The 16532-nt window shown below is 39.3% G+C and carries 13 protein-coding genes and 1 riboswitch; of the genes, 7 read left to right on the top strand and 6 right to left on the bottom strand.

Going from position 1 to position 16532, the window contains the following annotated elements; genetic code table 11:
• Positions 1-117: 117 nt before the first annotated feature.
• The gene (locus IM793_RS10910) at positions 118-1725 is read right to left on the bottom strand and encodes a S41 family peptidase (protein ID WP_193421251.1); all 1608 of its coding nucleotides are present in this window, start codon (positions 1723-1725) and stop codon (positions 118-120) included.
• A gap of 189 nt (positions 1726-1914) precedes the next feature.
• On the opposite strand from IM793_RS10910, the gene murQ reads away from it, so the two are divergent.
• From murQ to IM793_RS10875, 7 genes are all read left to right on the top strand, one after another.
• The gene (gene murQ / locus IM793_RS10905; RefSeq protein ID WP_193421249.1) at positions 1915-2718 is read left to right on the top strand and encodes an N-acetylmuramic acid 6-phosphate etherase; all 804 of its coding nucleotides are present in this window, start codon (positions 1915-1917) and stop codon (positions 2716-2718) included.
• A 113-nt stretch (positions 2719-2831) separates the two neighbouring features.
• Entirely contained in the window at positions 2832-3398 is a 567-nt protein-coding gene (locus IM793_RS10900) for a hypothetical protein (protein WP_193421248.1), read from the top strand.
• A gap of 38 nt (positions 3399-3436) precedes the next feature.
• Positions 3437-4192 carry a Bax inhibitor-1/YccA family protein gene (locus IM793_RS10895; protein WP_193421246.1) on the top strand — a complete coding sequence of 252 codons (756 nt, stop codon included), beginning with the start codon at positions 3437-3439 and terminating at the stop codon, positions 4190-4192.
• Positions 4193-4305: 113 nt separating this feature from the next.
• Positions 4306-4410: riboswitch (SAM riboswitch) on the top strand.
• Positions 4411-4575: 165 nt separating this feature from the next.
• Positions 4576-8283, top strand: a complete 3708-nt coding sequence (gene metH / locus IM793_RS10890) for a methionine synthase (RefSeq protein ID WP_193421244.1) — start codon at positions 4576-4578, stop codon at positions 8281-8283.
• Between the two features lie 66 nt (positions 8284-8349).
• Positions 8350-9303 carry a methylenetetrahydrofolate reductase [NAD(P)H] gene (gene metF, locus IM793_RS10885; protein ID WP_193421242.1) on the top strand — a complete coding sequence of 318 codons (954 nt, stop codon included), beginning with the start codon at positions 8350-8352 and terminating at the stop codon, positions 9301-9303.
• A 171-nt stretch (positions 9304-9474) separates the two neighbouring features.
• A complete protein-coding gene (locus IM793_RS10880) occupies positions 9475-9777 on the top strand; it encodes a hypothetical protein (protein ID WP_132398825.1) in 303 nt (100 codons plus the stop codon).
• 76 nt (positions 9778-9853) lie between these two features.
• Positions 9854-10270, top strand: coding sequence for a tail fiber domain-containing protein (locus tag IM793_RS10875; RefSeq protein ID WP_193421240.1), 417 nt, complete (start codon positions 9854-9856; stop codon positions 10268-10270).
• 387 nt (positions 10271-10657) lie between these two features.
• Here IM793_RS10875 and IM793_RS10870 read toward each other — a convergent pair whose 3' ends face one another.
• The 5 genes from IM793_RS10870 to thrA all read right to left on the bottom strand — a co-directional run bounded on the left by IM793_RS10870 (position 10658) and on the right by thrA (position 16361).
• Positions 10658-11023, bottom strand: a complete 366-nt coding sequence (locus IM793_RS10870; RefSeq protein ID WP_227256213.1) for a transposase — start codon at positions 11021-11023, stop codon at positions 10658-10660.
• 93 nt (positions 11024-11116) lie between these two features.
• Entirely contained in the window at positions 11117-12424 is a 1308-nt protein-coding gene (thrC, locus tag IM793_RS10865; RefSeq protein WP_193421238.1) for a threonine synthase, read from the bottom strand.
• Between the two features lie 72 nt (positions 12425-12496).
• On the bottom strand, positions 12497-13429 hold the full coding sequence (locus IM793_RS10860) for a homoserine kinase (RefSeq protein ID WP_193421236.1): 933 nt from the start codon (positions 13427-13429) through the stop codon (positions 12497-12499).
• 21 nt (positions 13430-13450) lie between these two features.
• Entirely contained in the window at positions 13451-13903 is a 453-nt protein-coding gene (locus tag IM793_RS10855) for a DinB family protein (protein ID WP_193421234.1), read from the bottom strand.
• A 4-nt stretch (positions 13904-13907) separates the two neighbouring features.
• Positions 13908-16361, bottom strand: a complete 2454-nt coding sequence (gene thrA / locus IM793_RS10850) for a bifunctional aspartate kinase/homoserine dehydrogenase I (RefSeq protein ID WP_193421232.1) — start codon at positions 16359-16361, stop codon at positions 13908-13910.
• Between the last annotated feature and the right edge of the window lie 171 nt (positions 16362-16532).

Below are 16532 nucleotides of genomic sequence, written 5' to 3'. Positions count from 1 at the left end.
TCGTGCAATACCATTTCAGCTTTGAGATTGGTAATCAATAGGTCAATATGCAGGGAGGTTTACGGTGATAGCATTCGCATTTCGCCACGCAGTAATGCCAATCTCTTTATGTCTGTTTTATTGAAGGTTAAGGAGTGCTTGTCTTACCGCATTATCGGTTTGGTTTGCAGCCTTATAATAACCAACATCGCCCAGATAATAGCGACAAAGCAGAGCTTTGAGATCATTTAAAATTACATTTTTCGAATTGTACAGTTGAAAGCGATCTATTGTTATGTTTTTGCGCTGAAGAAATCCGATAAAGTCCTTAAAGTCGTTATCGTTTATGGTGAAGATATTGATATTCTGTTCTACAAAACTGGCGCTGTATTTATTGGTAAGTACATTAAACACGTAATCAGAAAGTATTTTCTTACTCACCAGATTACTGTAAAACTTATTGTAGCCATTTGTATCTAATTTCACAAATATATCTGGTTGGATACCGCCAATTGGTTTAACTTTTTTGTTCGACTGAATATTTACGCCTTCAGTTTTCTCAATAGAATCCTGAAAAGAGGTCCGGTCTCCGGTCAACTCTCCATCGGTCATACGTTCATCCAATTCGTGTTTGTAGGCGTCGTAACCTTTTTTATAAGATTTTTGGATACTCCGGCCAGATGGGGTATAATATCTTGCAATGGTTAAGTTCAGTGCAGAGCCATCGCCAAAAGCAAATTGTTCTTGTACCAGTCCTTTTCCAAAAGAGCGGCGGCCAACAATAATTCCGCGTCCTAAATCCTGAATGGCTCCAGCTACAATTTCACTGGCTGATGCGGTATTTTCATTAATCAGTACAGCCAATTTGCCATTTTGAAAGGCGCCTGTGCCGGTGGAGAAATAATCGGTACGTGGCTCATGCTTGCCCTGTGTATACACGATGAGTTTGTTCTCGCCCAAAAATTGATCGGCCAGGCCGGTTGCTGCTGTAAAATAACCACCCCCGTTATCGCGCAGGTCAAGAATCAGTTTTTTCATGCCCTTTGCTTTTAGGTTATTGGCTGCAGCAGAAAAATCGTTGTCAGTATTGGCGCCAAACTTACTGATCCGAACATAACCAGTTTCGTTGTTAATCATATAGGCTGCATCAATACTGCTTACGTTTACTTTACCACGGGTAACCATAATGCGGTTACTTTGTGGCGCTCCCGGGTGTAAAAGCACTACGCTCACGCCAGTTCCAGATTTACCTTTAAAACGACCTGTAAGTTGATCTTTGGGTAGGTTTCGGCCACTTACTACTGCGGTATCGATACTCAGGATCTTATCGCCCAGTTTAATTCCCGCCTGGTATGCTGGTCCATCTTTAACCACACCGGTAACCATCATGGTATCGTTAAGCATGTAATATTCTATGCCTACGCCTTCAAAATTTCCTTCCAGGTTATCGGTCATATCTTGCGCATCAGTCGGAGGCAGGTAAACACTATGTGGATCGAGTTGATGTAGAACACTATCGATAGGTAAGTTTTGAAGCGAATCGGTATTGATGTCATCAACATAATTGCCGTTGATGATGTGTAAGATTTCGTTTAATTTTTCGTCGCTGTTATTGGCTAATTGAGGACTTTTTTTAACGCCAAAGCCTTGATCTTTAATGAATTTTAAGCCCAAAAACATCCCCACTATTAAAATTACAGAATAGCTTACAGCGATCAATATGTTGTTGCGGGTGTTTTTTTTCATTGGCGTTAACGCAAATTTATGAAAATTAGCGAGTTGATATATTTTTTAACCGCATTTTCATGTCTTTTGTTTATAATATTTAACATTAATTAATGCAATGAAGTGATTGGTTAAAATTTATGTCAGATTTTTTGAATGTATAGCGTAGTTTTTAAAAAGAATTTACCGAATTTTATCAAAATTAAATTTATGAATAGAGTTACCGAGCAAGAATCTAACTATGACCACATTGATCAGATGTCGGTGTTAGAAGTTTTGCAGGGCATTAATAACGAAGATAAAACGGTAGCGTTTGCAGTCGAAAAATCTTTGCCTCAAATCGAAAAATTAACATCGGCCATTGCCGGGCGAATGAAAAAGGGCGGCCGTCTCTTTTACATAGGTGCAGGTACAAGTGGTCGTTTAGGCGTGGTAGATGCTTCAGAATGCCCGCCTACTTATGGTGTTCCTTTTGATTGGGTTGTAGGGATTATTGCCGGCGGAGATACAGCGATTAGAAGAGCGGTAGAATTTGCTGAAGATGATGCCGAACAAGCCTGGAAAGATCTTAAGGAATTTGATATTAATGAAAAAGATTGTTTAGTTGGCCTGGCAGCGTCAGGTACTACGCCATATGTAATCGGTGGATTAAACACGGCACGTAAGCATGGTATTTTAACAGGCTGCATTGTTTGTAATGCAGGCGGACCTATTGCTGCAGAATCGGATTTTCCGGTTGAAGTGGTGGTTGGCCCTGAATTTATTACCGGCTCCACCCGCATGAAATCCGGTACGGCGCAGAAAATGGTATTAAATATGCTAAGCACTACTGTTATGGTTCAGCTGGGGCGTGTAGTTGGAAATAAAATGGTCGATATGCAGTTAACTAACCATAAGTTGGTCGATCGAGGTACACAAATGGTGGCCGACGAACTGAATATTGGTTATGATGAAGCCGCCGAGTTGTTAACCCGTTATGGAAGTGTGCGAAAAGCAGTTGAAGCAGGGCACTAAGAAATGAGAGAAGGATAGATTGAGTGAATGAAAGAATTAGTGAGTGATAGCATGTAAGAGTAGCATTAATCATTCCCTCATTCAAAACTCGCTCATTCAATAATTAGAAAATTATGCACGAAATTGAGCCTTATTATCAGTGGAGAGATGATTATATTTCGGCAGAAGATGAGCGTTCGCCATTTTACAATACCGAATATTCAGAACTTTACTTCGATAAGCAGATTTACAATTTTTTACTGCACCCACAATGGGATGAGTTTGGTTCGAATACGTTATACATGAAGGTGTTATATGCTGATTATGACCGCAGTTATGCCATTATCGAATTTATCGGCGAGTGGAATGATGCTATTAACAACGATATTATGCTGATGAAGCGCGATATTTTAGAGCTGATGATGGATGAAGGCATTAATAAGTTTATCCTAATCGGTGAAAATGTCCTGAATTTCCATGCCTCTGATGATAGTTATTACGAAGAATGGTTTCAGGAAGTAGAAGATGGCTGGATTGTTGGGGTGAATTTTCAGGATCATGTAATCACAGAGTTTAGGGATAATAACATCGATTATTACATTAACTTTGGTGGTGCATTTGATGACTTGCCCTGGCGAACATTAAAACCACTGCAGTTCTTTAAAAAAGTTGAAGAATTGCTGACAAAAAGATTAAACTAAATATTTATTTTTATATAGTTAAATACACAAAATTTAAAATGGAACAACAAAATTATCAATATCAGGACAACAGTGTTTTTGTACAGGAAAAATCTGTTTCTAAAAAATTCTTTGCAAACGTTTTCTTATGGATGTTTGTGGCGTTGAGTTTATCAACTGTAGCAGCTTATTTATTTGGCACCAATGAGCAGTTAATGCAATACCTTTTAAATATTAATCCAGCAACTGGTAAAGTGAGCATGTCGATTTTCGGTTATGTAGCGATGTTCGCACCACTCGGATTGGTTTTATTAATGGGATTCGGTTTAAGCAGATTATCATTGCCAGCATTAATTGGCGTTTTTGTCCTTTATTCATTATTGACTGGAGTGAGTTTAAGTTTTATCTTGTTAACCTATACTTCAGGTTCAGTAGTGAGCTGTTTTGCAGGAGCTGCCGGAATATTTGGAATTATGGCATTCATGGGCTACACCACCAATATTGATCTAAGTAAATTTGGGCCGATTTTAATGGTTGGCGTAATTGGTTTAGTGATTGCCAGTGTAATTAATATGTTTGTTCAAAGCGAACAATTCAGTTTGTTTATGGCATTTATTGGTATTGCAATATTTACGGCATTAACAGCCTATGATGTACAAAAAATAAAAAGAATTGGGGAAGGGATCGAAGCTAGCGGCGAACAGGTTCTTCAGATTGAATCTAAAAAAATGGCAATTGTAGCAGCGTTGTCTTTATACCTGGATTTCTTAAATATCTTCCTTTTCTTACTTCGTATTTTCGGAAGCAGAAAGTAATCACTAACAGAACAATATTCTTAAGGCTGCGCAGTTTTGCGCGGCCTTTGTAATTTTATTTGGCAGCAAGGCGATAAATTTTGGAATTGATGTTGCTTTGTTGCATTTTTGTATGCTTATTAAGAAAGACGGAGGGATTAGACCCAACGAAGTCTTAGCAACCTGTAACCATACAAGGTGCTAAATTCTATTCTGCAAATAGCAGAAACAGATAAGTTTAGGATTACGATTCACGTACCAACTTTTTAAATAAGCTATTTAAGTATCAGGTATAAAGTATCAAGTATCAATCAAATCTGGTTAGGTACTATGCTTATTATCTGCGGTTAGGACGCATATCAGGAATCTTGATACTTGCTACTAACCACTTGCTACTATAACAAATGAGCATAAGAGAAGAATTAGAAAAACGTATTTTGGTGATTGACGGTGCAATGGGCACCATGATTCAGCGATATACCTTAACCGAAGAAGATTTTAGAGGGGAACGATTTAAAAACCATCCCTGTGATGTAAAAGGCAATAACGATTTGCTCAACATCACACGTCCGGATATTATTAAAACAATACACTTGGAGTACCTGGCCGCTGGTGCCGATATTATTGAGACTAATACATTCAGTACGCAGCGCATTTCCATGGCCGATTACCAGATGGAAGACCTTTCTTACGAAATGAGTTTTGAAGGTGCACGCGTGGCAAAAGAAGCTGTTAACGAGTTCATGGCTGCAAATCCAGACCGTAAATGTTTTGTTGCCGGTGCCATTGGCCCAACTAACCGCACCCTTTCCATGTCACCAAATGTTAACGATCCTGGTTTTAGGGCAGTTTATTTCGATGAGTTGGAAGCAGCTTATTATGAACAGGTACGTGGTTTAGTAGATGGTGGTTCTGATGTATTATTAATCGAAACCATTTTCGATACCTTGAATGCTAAAGTGGCTATTGTAGCCATTAAAAAATACGAAGAAGTAATTGGGCGTAAACTGGAGATCATGATTTCTGGTACCATTACCGATGCTTCCGGTAGAACACTTTCGGGGCAAACTGCCGAAGCTTTTTTGAACTCTGTAATGCATGCAAAACCATTAAGTATCGGTTTTAACTGTGCTTTAGGTGCCAAAGAAATGCGTCCGCACATTGAAGAGTTAGCGGCAAAAGCAGGCTGCTATGTTTCCGCCTATCCAAATGCGGGTTTGCCAAATGAGTTTGGTGCTTACGATGAGCAGCCGCATGAAACCGCACATCTGGTTGATGACTTTATTGCTTCCGGTTTTGTGAATATAGTAGGAGGTTGTTGTGGCACCACGCCAGATCATATTGGCTGTATTGCTAAAAATGCCCGAAAAGCTGAGCCCCGTAAAATACCGGTTCTTGAACCATACATGCGTTTAAGCGGATTGGAGCCTGTAACCATCACCCCAGATAGTATTTTTGTAAATATTGGTGAAAGAACCAATATTACCGGATCTCCAAAATTCTCCAAACTGATTTTGGGTGGCGATTATGAAGCCGCATTAGCCGTTGCTTTGCAGCAAGTTGAAGGCGGTGCACAGGTAATCGACGTAAACATGGATGAAGGGATGCTGGATTCGGAAGCGGCAATGACCAAATTCTTAAACCTTATTGCGTCTGAACCAGATATTGCCAAATTGCCGATCATGGTCGATTCATCTAAATGGTCGGTTATTGAAAATGGCTTAAAATGTTTGCAGGGAAAAGGAATTGTAAACTCGATTTCCTTAAAAGAAGGAGAAGATAAATTCCGCGAAAGTGCCCGCAAAATTATGCAATACGGCGCCGCGGTTGTGGTAATGGCTTTTGATGAGCAGGGACAGGCCGATAATTACGAGCGTAGAAAGGAAATCTGTAAAAGAAGTTATGATATTTTGGTACACGAAATTGGTTTCCCGCCAGAGGATATTATTTTCGACCCAAATATCTTGACCGTTGCAACCGGATTGGAAGAGCATAATAATTATGCCGTCGATTTTATAAATGCCACCCGTTGGATCAAAGAAAACCTGCCTCATGCGAAAGTGAGTGGTGGGGTTTCTAATATTTCATTCTCTTTCAGGGGAAATAATACTGTCCGCGAAGCAATGCACTCCGCATTTCTTTATCATGCCATTCAGGCCGGTTTAGATATGGGGATCGTAAACGCTGGAATGTTGGAGGTTTATCAGGAAATTCCACCCGAATTATTAGAAAGGGTAGAGGATGTGCTTTTAAACCGAAGAGACGATGCCACGGAGCGATTGGTAGAATATGCCGATACCGTAAAATCAAAAGGTAAAGAGGTGGTTAAAGATGAAGAGTGGAGAAAAGGCCCTGTTGAAGAAAGATTATCCCACTCTTTAGTAAAGGGAATTGTGGAGTACCTGGACGATGATGTGGAAGAAGCCAGACAAAAATATGCCCGGCCGATTCAGGTAATCGAAGGACCATTAATGGACGGAATGAATATTGTCGGTGATCTTTTTGGTGCCGGAAAAATGTTCTTGCCCCAAGTGGTAAAATCGGCAAGGGTAATGAAAAAAGCGGTGGCCTATTTATTGCCGTTTATCGAACAGGAAAAACTGGATAATCCTGATCAGGATCAGAGTTCATCTGCGGGAAGGGTCTTAATGGCCACCGTGAAAGGCGATGTGCACGATATTGGTAAAAACATTGTGGGTGTGGTATTGGCTTGTAATAACTTCGAGATTGTTGATATGGGTGTGATGGTTCCGGCACAGGAAATCATCAAAAAAGCCAAAGAAATAAAAGCTGATATTATTGGTTTAAGTGGATTGATTACACCATCATTGGATGAAATGGTTCACTTTGCAAAAGAAATGGAGCGCGAAGGTTTTACCATTCCATTAATTATCGGTGGAGCTACTACTTCAAGGATACACGCTGCAGTAAAAGTAGCACCGAATTATTCAGGTCCTGCCATCCATGTACTGGATGCTTCCAGAAGTGTTACCGTTTGTAGTACTTTAATGAATCCTGATACGAGAGATGAATATATTGCAGGAATTAGAGCCGAGTACGATAAAGCCCGCGAAGCACATTTAAATAAGCGATCTGATAAGCGTTTTAAAACGTTGGAAGAAGCCCGAAATAATAAGTTTAAGATCGATTTTCAACCCAACTTACCTGTTCCGGAATTTACAGGTACAAGGGTTTTTGATAATTATCCATTAGAAGAACTGGTTCCCTATATCGATTGGACGCCATTTTTCCATACCTGGGAGCTACGCGGAAGTTATCCGAAAATTTTCGATGATAAAAATGTTGGTGATGAAGCAAAGAAACTTTTTGATGATGCACAGACTTTATTAAAACGCATCCTCGACGAAAAACTATTAACAGCAAGAGCAGTAATCGGCTTTTGGCCGGCAAATGCGGTAGGAGACGATATTGTTTTGGATGTAAGAGGTAAAATGGAAAATGGAAGTGAAGACCCATCATCCATCTTACATCAACCATCTTCCGTTACGATTCACACTCTTCGCCAGCAGGCCGAAAAAGTAGATGGGCAGCCTTATTATGCTTTATCTGATTTCATTGCACCGAAAGAAAGTGGTATTCAGGATTATTTTGGTGGTTTTGCTGTAACTGCTGGTATCGGGATTGATGAACTGGTAAATGAGTTCGAATCCAATTACGATGATTATAACAGTATCATGGCTAAAGCACTGGCCGATCGTTTAGCTGAAGCATTCGCTGAGCGGATGCACGAACGTGTGCGTAAAGAATACTGGGGTTATGCACAGGATGAAAACCTGAGCAATCAGGAACTGATAAAAGAAGAATACGCAGGTATCCGTCCGGCGCCAGGTTATCCTGCCTGCCCTGAGCATACCGAAAAAGGCACTTTGTTCCAATTGCTTGATGCAGAGAATAAAATCGGATTACACTTAACAGAAAGTTATGCCATGTATCCGACAGCTGCGGTAAGTGGATTTTATTTCGCACATCCGGATTCGAGGTATTTTGGATTGGGAAAAATTACCAAAGATCAGATTGAAGATTACGCCATCAGAAAGAATATGCCAATTGAAGAAGTGGAGCGGTGGTTAAGTCCAAATTTAGCATATTAGCCCCGGCCCATTAAGGGGAGGGAATTACATACAAATTAAATTTAAGGCCCCTTTAGGGGTTGGGGTATGAAGATTACAGACCATATAAAAAACGCAAAGGGTAAAACCTTGTTCTCTTTTGAATTATTGCCACCTGTTAAAGGGCAAAGCATACAATGGATTTATGATGCCATAGAGCCACTATTGGAGTTTAATCCTCCTTTTGTTGATGTAACCTCGCTCCGCGAGGATTACATTTATAAAGAACAGGCAAATGGTTTGCTACAAAAGGTATCTTATCGTAAACGTCCGGGTACCATTGCCATTTGTGCAGCCATTATCCATAAATATAAAGTTGATGCCGTTCCGCATCTTATTTGCGGTGGATTTACCAAAGAAGAAACCGAAAATGCATTGATCGATCTACAGTTTTTGGGGATTGATAACGTTTTGGCTTTGCGTGGCGATGCCCGTAAGGCAGATGGGAATTTTGTACCAACTCCAGGCGGACATTGTTACGCTACTGACCTGATCGAGCACATCAAGAACCATAACGAAGGTAAATTTCTGCACGAAGATGTAGAAACTTTTAAAAGTGATTTTTGTATCGGTGTCGCTGGTTATCCGGAAAAACATTTTGAGGCCCCTAATATGAGCACGGATTTCAAATACCTTAAAAAGAAGGTAGAGGCAGGTGCGGAGTTTATCGTAACGCAAATGTTCTTCGACAACCAGAAGTATTTCGATTTTGTAAAGAAATGCAGGGAAAACGATATTAACATTCCGATTATTCCTGGATTAAAGCCGATTAGCACCTTATCGCAGTTAAATGTGTTACCTAAGATTTTTCACATCGATTTACCTGATGAATTAACCGATGCGCTATCTCACGCTAAAAACAATAATGAGGCAAAAGAAATTGGTACGGAAGCGATGATCAAACAGTGTAAAGAACTGATCGATTTCGGTGCTCCGGTGCTTCACTTTTATACGATGGGCCGCCCTGAGCAAACCAAAAAGATCGCGAAAGCTATTTTTTAATAAAAGACCACGCAGTTTTCTAAAACCTGCATGGTCTGATCCAAACCATAATTGGAAGCTAGCCTTGTTCTCGTAAACTTGTGGATAGTATCTGGCCAATATTTCAAATTCTTACAGAACTTTAACCTTAAAATTATTGTTTTAAAGCTGAGCAGCTTTATATTTGTGACAATGAAATTGAATGCTTTTAAATATGTGGTCGTTATCTGTGTTACTTTAGCCTTGTTTTTTAAGGTAAGTAATATGATCTCTTATTTAAGCTATTCTACCGATAATGTTGAAGTTTTATCTACAAACGATGACGCGACAGAGAAGGAAGAAAAGAAAGTAGAAACCGAATATGTAGTACAACAGATTGTGTTTCATGAAACGTTATATTTTCCGCTTCAAACTTCAAAAAAGATACTCATTCCTGGTCATTTTTTCCAGTTGGCATACTTCCCTGAAGTTCTAACTCCACCACCCTCCGTATAAACATATTTTGGTGTTTATTTTTTCTGCAAGTCCTGTGGAATAAAGAGTCTATTTTAAAATTTCAAAATTAATATATATGAAACGAGCAATTTCATTTGCAGTGTTATTAGTTGCTGCTTCTTTAAAAATCAGTGCACAGGAAGTTGTGCAAAATAATGTTAAGCCGGTAGAAAATGCCCTTATTCAGGTGACCAAGTTGCAGCCGGTAAGTTTTAATTACGATAAAGCCTGGGCCGAAAAACTAAAGCTATCTGCCAAACCACAGTATGGTTTTGTAGGCGCTGAAGCTAAAGACGCTTTTCCTGAAATTGTTTCTGTACAGGCAAAAAGTTATGCATCAGGCAAAAATGCATTTAAAAATGCTACTATTACCAAGGTAGATTACGAGAGTTTAGTTCCGCTTTTGGTAGCCAGTATTAAGGAGCAACAGCAACAGATTGAAGCACTTCAGCGGGAGCTGAAAAGGCTAAAATCACAACAAAGTGCTAAATAATAAGGAATCCCGATGAAAATCGGGATTTTTTTATTTCAAGTTGATCCAGATTTGTAATCTGGTTTTAGGTAAATTGAATAGGTTTTTTTAAGGAGGATCCTTAGCTCAAAGGACGAAATTACAAATCCCGACTAACCATATATTTGTTTTCGGGTGTTGGTCCGGATTTGTAATCCGGACTGATTGCACACCAGATTTATAAACTTCTAATCATAAATAAAGAACCTCCAATAATCCTAAATCGCCAGCATAGTTTACAGCCGAACTATAGTTATAATGTTCTGCTTCCAAAACAATTCCCGACTCAATGGGATTATTATGAATATAATCTAATTTTTGATCTTTAAATTCATTTGAATATAAAGCAATTGGATGGAAGCCATCCTGTCAAAATTTATATTCTTTGTTTTTGATATTGATTCGGGCAGCAAATGAAAACTTATCTAAGAGCCATTCTCTACTTTCATTAATTTCTCCAATCGTTTTTATTATCTTTTTAGAGGTGAATTTTTTAAAATCCCTGATAATGTCCGAAAGTTTGTAATTTTCTTTAGCACTAACAATCATGTGTAAGTGGCTTGGCATTAAACACCATGCATGAATAATTAACCCCTTATTAGATTGACAGTATTTAAGACTTTCAATAATAACTTCTTCAAGTTCTTTCCATGTAAAAACATCAATCCATCCAATTACTGTTGTAGTGATGAAGTAAATGTCGTTTTGATCAGTTATGGAATATTTGAAAGCCATTGTCAATACCTATTTGCCTGTAATGATAAGGATTACAAATCCTTAGTTCAAAAGTCGGGATTACAAATCCCGACTAACACTAAATACTTTATATTACCCTTTAAGCAAATAACTTTTAAATCCTTCAAAATCCACAGCTAAATGATCAGCGTGTTTAGGTTTACTTTCTAAAGCTTTTACCTGCTCCGGGATTTCGATTTTAGCCGCAATATCTGCCGGAAAAATATCCGGGAATTTACAGGCGTGTGCAGTAGATAAGAAAACTGCGGCACTTTCATCTGTTGGGTTTTCGCTTCTGTATTTTTCAATTGCCAAATACGCAATCGCTGTATGCGGACAGGCAACATAATTTAGTTTACTGTCAAGTTCTTTAATACCTGCTAGTGTTTCATCATCAGTAAAACGATAAGCTGTAACCACATTTTTAACCGCTTCTATATCCTGATCAAAAAGGTCCATAATGCGGACCCAATTACTTGGCGCACCAACATCCATCGCATTCGAATAGGTTTGTGTTGATGGTTTGGTTTCGTAAAAACCACTTTCTAAAAAGCGTGGAACGGTATCGTTAACATTAGTAGCTGCAATAAATTGTTTAACCGGCAATCCTAATTTATAGGCCAGTAAACCTGCACCAATATTTCCGAAATTTCCACTGGGCACCGAAAATACGATATCTTTAAAACCTTGCTTTTTCAGTTGGGCGTAAGTATTGAAATAATAAAATGTTTGCGGAATTAATCTCGAAATGTTAATTGAATTGGCCGAAGTCAACCTGAATTTCGCATTCAGTTCATCATCTGCAAAAGCCTGTTTTACCAAAGCCTGGCAATCATCGAAAGTACCTTTAACCTCAACTGCCCTGATATTTTCGCCATTCGTAGTTAACTGCAGTTCTTGTATAGGGCTCACTTTTCCTTCTGGATAAAGAATCGTTACCCTGGTGTTAGGTACGCCCAGGAAACCCAAAGCCACTGCGCCGCCAGTATCACCCGAAGTAGCAACTAACACATCTAGCAGCTGTTCGCCATCTTTCAAAAAATAAGCCATCACACGGCTCATAAAACGGGCACCAAAATCTTTAAAAGCTAAAGATGGACCATGGAATAATTCGAGTACAAAGGTTTTATCATCCAATTTAACTGCAGGAGCTTCAAAATTAATGGCATCATCAATTAAAGCCTTTAAATCTTCGGCCGGAATTTCATCTTTTAATAGTGTTGAAGCTACTTTGTAAGCAATTTCCGGTAAAGAATATTTTTCAATATTTTCGATAAAATCGGCATCAAGCTGCGGGATTTCTACAGGCATGTATAAACCTTTATCTTGCGGCATGCTATTAAAAACGGCTTCTTTAAAAGAAACGCGTAAATCTTTATTGTTGGTTGAGTATAGTTTCATTGTTTAGAATGGATGAGGTAAGATGGATGATGGGAAATGTGGTTTACATCATCCATCTCCCATTTTACATATTTACATAACTTTCGGTCCTTCCGCATTAACCGGAGAAACAAAAGCTTTGCTGTTAATATTTATTTTATGTAAGTGTTGCTGTTGCGATTTGGTTATTTTTCTGGCTGTTTCTTCATCTTTGGTCAATGCGAAAACAGAAGGACCAGAACCTGAAATTCCGAAACCGATTGCGCCGTTTTCCATCGCCAGTTTTCTCATTTCTTCAAATCCGGGGATCAGGATTGAGCGGGTAGGTTCTACCAGGACATCTTTCATGCTTCTTCCAATTAAGTCGAAATCATTCATGAACAATCCACTTACTAATCCGGCAACATTTCCCCATTGGGTAACCGCATCCTTTAGGGCAACCTTACTGCGGATCATCTGGCGTGCATCTTTCGTCGGTACATCAACTTCCGGGTAAACAATTGCCGCATACATTCCGGCAGGAGTTGGTAAAGAAATTACATCAAGCGGTTCGTAACTTCTTACCAGAACAAAACCGCCTAATAATGCAGGGGCTACATTATCGGCATGGCCGTAACCACAGGCAAGTTCTTCACCTTTCATCGCAAAGGGAACTAATTCAGTAGGTGTTAATAAATCGCCCATTAATTTATTAATGGCGAACAAACCTGCTACTGTACTGGCTGAGCTTGAGCCCAGTCCACTACCAATAGGCATTTTTTTGTGCAGTTCAATTTCTACACCAACATCTAAACGGTTAATGTGCTGCAGGTAATGCTGAACACTTGCACTAACTGTATTTTTAGCGGCATCTAGAGGCAGGCGGCCATCATCACCGGTAATTTTTTTGATCACCACTCCGGGTGTGTCGGTAAAACGCATCTCAACTTCATCGCCCGGTTCGTTTACGGCAAAACCCAGTACGTCGAAACCGCACACTACATTTGCAACCGTTGCCGGAGCGAAAACTTTTATACTATTTTTCATTATTAATTGGCTTAGCTCGTGTTAAGCAGTTATTTGGTTTAAATGATATTTTAAATGCACAACATAATCTTCAATAAAATAAGAAAGTGTGTGAAGTTCTGATTTTCCTTTTCCGGTATCGCAGTTATTCTGAAGCTTTTCTTCCGGGATGTTTTCAATTACCCGGCTAATCTGATTATTCAACAACTTCCAAAGCATTTTAACATCGGCGATAGCTGTCTCCTGATACTTTTGATAAAGTACCCATTCATCCTGATGATAAACAATTTTAACGCCTTGCTCATACTGACCAATAATTAACCGACGGATATTATTCGATGCACTATCGATCAAATGACCTAATAATTCTTTTTTAGACCATTTTGAGGGGTGTGGTTTATCATTCCATGCTTCTTCCGTGAGGTTTTCAAAATCAATCATTGACTGATCAACCAGTTTTTGTATTTCATCTTTATATGCTAAAACCGGATTCATTGTACTAGTTGTTTAAAGTACCTACGTTAATGATATCGGCAAAAACACCGGCGGCGGTAACTTCAGCACCAGCACCTGGACCTTTTACCACCAACGGGCGTGATTTGTACCGATCTGTAGTGAAAGAGATAATATTATCACTTCCCGATAGCATATAAAAAGGATGAGTATCATCCACCATTTGCAGGCTGATTTCTACATTGCCACCTTCCAGTTTACCGATATAGCGTAAAACCTTTCCTTCATTGGCTGCAGTATTCTTTAGATTTTCGAAATAAGCAGCGTTCGCTTGCAATTCAGAATAGAAATCCTCTACAGAATTTGCATTTAAACAGGCTTCAGGTAAAATGTTATCGATTTTCACATCGCTGGCTTCCAATGGATAACCTGCATCGCGTGCCAGGATCAACATCTTACGCATAAAATCTTTTCCGTTTAGGTCGTCACGTGGATCTGGCTCAGTATACCCTAGCTCCTGTGCTTCTTTTACCGTTTCGTAAAAACCGGCTTCACCCTTAAAATTATTGAAGATGTATGAAATGGTTCCTGATAAAATAGCCTCAATCCGGGCAACTTTATCGCCGCTCATCATTAATTCTTTTAGCGTGCGTATAATAGGTAAACCAGCACCAACATTGGTTTCATAATAAAAATCGACACCAAATTTACGGGCGGTATCTTTGAATGATTTATATTGAGCATAATCTGCCGAATTTCCTTTTTTATTGCAGGTTACTACTGAAATGCTGCTTTCGAATATACCCTGATAAAATTCAATTGGCGATTCTGCTGCGGTGTTATCGACAAAAACACAGTTGGGTAAATTTAAAGCTTTCATTTTGGCTACAAAACCGGCTAACTCTGCTTTTTCACCATTCATATCTAGTTCAGTTTCCCAATTTTCGAGGGATAAGCCGTCTGCACTAAAGATCATCTTTCTTGTATTGCTAATGCCTGCAACCTTAACCTGTAAATCATTATTGGCTGCCAGGAAAGGCATTTGCTCCTTCAGTTGATTAAATAAGGTTTTACCAATGTTTCCTGTGCCCAGGCAGAAAACATTTAATGTTCTTTTCAGGTCGGTAAAAAAGGCGTCGTGTACCGCATTAACCGCTTTCGATAAATCATCTTTGCTGATGATTACTGAAATATTATATTCAGATGAGCCTTGTGCAATAGCCCTTACGTTGATACCATTACGCCCTAATGCATTGAATAAACGACCGCTCATGCCTGGCGTACGTTTCATGTTTTCACCTACAATAGCCAATACAGCTAAATTATTTTCAACTTCTGGTAGTTCCAGTTTTTTAGCATCCAGTTCCAGCTCGAATTCTTTTTTGATCAGGGAAATGGCTTGCGAAGCGTCTGTTGGTTTAACCGCGAAAGTAATGCTATGCTCTGATGAAGATTGTGTAATCAATACCACATTGATTTGTTCGCGCGAAAGTAGTGAGAATAATCTTCCGCTAAAACCTGCCTTACCCACCATGCCACTTCCGGTTAGGTTGATAATGCTGATCTGATCAATAGAAGAAATTCCTTTTATAGGTAGGTTTGAAGTTTTTACATCACTTTTAATATAGGTGCCTGCAAAATCCGGTTCGAAAGTATTTTTAATCACAATCGGGATTTTTTTCATAAAAGCAGGAATCATGGTGGGCGGATAAATCACTTTTGCACCAAAATAACTCAGTTCCATGGCTTCTGTATAGCTTAGCTCTGGCAAAGAGAAGGCTTTTTTTACGATCCTCGGATCAGCCGTCATCATACCATTTACATCCGTCCAGATTTCTATTTCCGTTGCATTTAAGGCTGCTCCCCAAACGGCTGCTGTATAATCAGAACCCCCGCGACCTAATGTAGTTACCCTACCTGCCGCATTACTGGCAATAAAACCGGTTACAAAAAGTACCTTATCCTTATTTTCCTGATAAAAATTGTTGATCAGCATTTCAGTCAATTCAGTATCTACTTTGGCCTGACCGAAGTTGTTGTCGGTTTTAATCAATTCAGAACCATTTACATAAAGCGCATCGCCAAAATTTTGAGATGCAATATGACTGATCATAAAAGTAGAACAACGTTCGCCGTAACTTAAAATCTGGTCTTTGGTCTGCAAGCTCAGTTCACGCAGATTGGTCACTGCCTGTAGCAGATCTTCCAGTTCGTTAAAAAAGATCTTTAATCGCGTAAATACAGGGTTCTGTGCCGCCGCAGGCAAAAGCGATCGGATTACCGCAAAGTGTTTTGCTTCAATTTCTTTTAAATGGGCATCGTAATCTTCACCCCGTTCGGCCATTTCGGCCATATCGGTAAGCAAATTGGTTACGCCGCTCATTGCCGATAATACAACTACCGGGCTGTTCTTCTGTTTTTCTTCGCCAACCAGGCGTAAGAGGGTCTTAATGTTCTCGGCCGAACCTACGGATGTGCCGCCGAATTTGAGTACTTTCATTAGTTTATATTGGGTTTAACTGTTTGTTACTGCACCGATCTGTGGTTTAAAATGCTCTTTTGTACAGGTTTCATTCAGCATGGTTTAAAAAAAAAGCGTCCCGACTTTCATCGGGACGCTCTCTGTGTTTTATATTTTTTCAATTTACAACAAATTAGCCCCGCTGGTTTA

Source organism: Pedobacter sp. MR2016-19, assembly GCF_014947265.1.
Taxonomy (GTDB): Bacteria; Bacteroidota; Bacteroidia; order Sphingobacteriales; family Sphingobacteriaceae; genus Pedobacter.
The sequence above is the reverse complement of the archived record's forward strand: the minus strand, read 5'-3'. Positions and strand labels throughout refer to the sequence as shown.

What these genes read in the sequence shown, in the direction of transcription:
- IM793_RS10910 (WP_193421251.1), bottom strand. Translation starts at nt 1,725, where the DNA reads ATGAAAAAAAACACCCGCAACAACATATTGATCGCTGTAAGCTATTCT.
- murQ (WP_193421249.1), top strand. Translation starts at nt 1,915, where the DNA reads ATGAATAGAGTTACCGAGCAAGAATCTAACTATGACCACATTGATCAG.
- IM793_RS10900 (WP_193421248.1), top strand. Translation starts at nt 2,832, where the DNA reads ATGCACGAAATTGAGCCTTATTATCAGTGGAGAGATGATTATATTTCG.
- IM793_RS10895 (WP_193421246.1), top strand. Translation starts at nt 3,437, where the DNA reads ATGGAACAACAAAATTATCAATATCAGGACAACAGTGTTTTTGTACAG.
- metH (WP_193421244.1), top strand. Translation starts at nt 4,576, where the DNA reads ATGAGCATAAGAGAAGAATTAGAAAAACGTATTTTGGTGATTGACGGT.
- metF (WP_193421242.1), top strand. Translation starts at nt 8,350, where the DNA reads ATGAAGATTACAGACCATATAAAAAACGCAAAGGGTAAAACCTTGTTC.
- IM793_RS10880 (WP_132398825.1), top strand. Translation starts at nt 9,475, where the DNA reads ATGAAATTGAATGCTTTTAAATATGTGGTCGTTATCTGTGTTACTTTA.
- IM793_RS10875 (WP_193421240.1), top strand. Translation starts at nt 9,854, where the DNA reads ATGAAACGAGCAATTTCATTTGCAGTGTTATTAGTTGCTGCTTCTTTA.
- IM793_RS10870 (WP_227256213.1), bottom strand. Translation starts at nt 11,023, where the DNA reads ATGGCTTTCAAATATTCCATAACTGATCAAAACGACATTTACTTCATC.
- thrC (WP_193421238.1), bottom strand. Translation starts at nt 12,424, where the DNA reads ATGAAACTATACTCAACCAACAATAAAGATTTACGCGTTTCTTTTAAA.
- IM793_RS10860 (WP_193421236.1), bottom strand. Translation starts at nt 13,429, where the DNA reads ATGAAAAATAGTATAAAAGTTTTCGCTCCGGCAACGGTTGCAAATGTA.
- IM793_RS10855 (WP_193421234.1), bottom strand. Translation starts at nt 13,903, where the DNA reads ATGAATCCGGTTTTAGCATATAAAGATGAAATACAAAAACTGGTTGAT.
- thrA (WP_193421232.1), bottom strand. Translation starts at nt 16,361, where the DNA reads ATGAAAGTACTCAAATTCGGCGGCACATCCGTAGGTTCGGCCGAGAAC.